The sequence below is a fragment of the Actinomycetota bacterium genome (genome assembly GCA_005774595.1).
Classification (GTDB): Bacteria; Actinomycetota; Coriobacteriia; order Anaerosomatales; family D1FN1-002; genus D1FN1-002.
In genome coordinates, this window is record VAUM01000357.1 from 1 (window position 1) to 1,802 (window position 1,802).

At 70.0% G+C, this 1,802-nt stretch carries 1 protein-coding gene; it reads left to right on the forward strand.

Translation table 11 applies throughout. The annotated features are described in order from the left end of the window. The first annotated feature begins 1,257 nt into the window (after nt 1–1,257). Nucleotides 1,258–1,785, forward strand: a complete 528-nt coding sequence (locus FDZ70_10060) for a hypothetical protein (protein TLM67940.1) — start codon at nt 1,258–1,260, stop codon at nt 1,783–1,785. Nucleotides 1,786–1,802 lie beyond the last annotated feature (17 nt).

Here is a 1,802-nt window from a genome sequence, read left to right on the forward strand (position 1 = left end):
GTGGTACCGGTGGGAGATCGTGAGCACCCTCGCGGCGGCGACGTGGATCGGCTACGGACTGATAATCCACGCGCGGCTGTTCTTCGGCTGGGAGGGCAGGCGGCTGGCCTGGAGCTTGGCGCTCATCCTGCCGCTGATGTTCGCGGTCTTCTGGGTCTGGAGCCTGTACCCCGGCACCTATCACTACTTCGACGTGCCGTTGCTCAAGGCGGTGTGACCGGTGATGACGAGAGTGGAGAGGTCGGATGCGATCCGCGCGCTCCAGCGGCTGTGGCCGTGGATCACGCTGGTGGTGGTCCTCGTCGTCGTGTTCCCATCGGTCACGTTCTTCGTGAATCTCGCGCGCAAGCAGTCGGAGTCCGACGCCGCGCCCGTCGAGCATCCGGTGGTCGAGTACGGAGTGCCCTACACGAGCCGGACCCTGATGACGCTCGGTGTCGGTCCGGGACCGCGCGATCTCGCGCGCGCCGCCCCGGACCGGGCGCTGCCCGTCACGGTCGAGGTCGTCGCTCCGGGACCCGGTGGGGGAGTGTGGGTCGTCGACCACCCGCCGTCGGTGGCTCGGGCGCGCGTCAGGCTGTTCGACGATGGGGGGGTCGTCCGATCCTCGTTCCTCGCGCCGTCCGGTGCGAGCCTCTTCACTCCCGGTAGCGCCGGAGACCTGTGGATGGACGTCTCGTCGGGGGACGGCGGCGGAGAGGTCATCGTCCGCGTCGACACGCGCGGGCGCGAGCTTGCCAGGATCCTGCTCCCCGAAGGGGTCTTCATCCGGAACATCTGCGTCGGCCCCACCGGTGGCGTGTACGCGATGACCGAGATCTGGATGACCGACTCGCAGGGTGGGTTCGTGGTGTACACCTCTAACCTGTACCCGCTGACTACCGATAGCGGCAAGACCGTGGTCTCCAGGCTGGATGCAGGCCCCGTCAGCGCGGCCTTCGTGGGCGCTGACGGCAGACTGTACTCCATGGTGGGCACCGCCGCCATCGGGAGCGGGAGCTACCCGGCCTTCATCGTGGAGACGCCGCGCACGGACGGCGCGGGGGTCGATCAGTATCGGTTCCCACCTGGCGTACGTCCGTTCGCCGCCGATGCCGCAGGCCGGGTGTACGCGGAGGCCCAGGCCATGCCCGACCCCGACGCCCCGGGACTCGCCTATCTGGGCGATCTCGGCGCGGAGAGCGTGGATATCCTGGTGTTCACAACGGCAGGGCTGTTCGCCCGCATCCCAGTCAGGGTGCCCCAGTACGTCGGTGGTTGGGCACCGGCGGCGTGGCCGGCGGCGGACGGGACTCTGTACTCGCTCGGCTGGGCGGAAGGCCGCTTCGCCGTGTGCGCGTTGAGCCCGGAGGCTTCCGCGGCTCCCGCGCCCGCGCCTGCGGCGGCGAGCGCGCCCGACGCAAGAGTCCTCTTCCCTTCCCGGTGCAGCCTGCGTCGGGTGACCCCTACCGTTCCGAGGGCGATGGCGTCCGGGACTTGTGGCGGCTCGTGTACGCGGGCCTGGTCACACACGATGCATCCCTGACCGCCGTGCCCGACCTCGCGGCAGAGGTTCCCGACCGTGCGAACGGCGGCGTGTCCGCCGACGGGCGCACCCTGACCTACCGGGTCCGCCCGGGCGTGAAGTGGCATGACGGTGCGCCCGTCACTGCCGCCGACGTCAGGGCCACATGGCTGTATCTGCAGGCGGGTTCGCCGCGCGGGTCGGCCGCGCCGGTTCCCGGAGACCATGGCCGGCTCTTGTTCACCTTTGACCGCTCCGGGGGAAAGGGTAGGGGGGGATAGGGTGGGGGGAGTGTTGA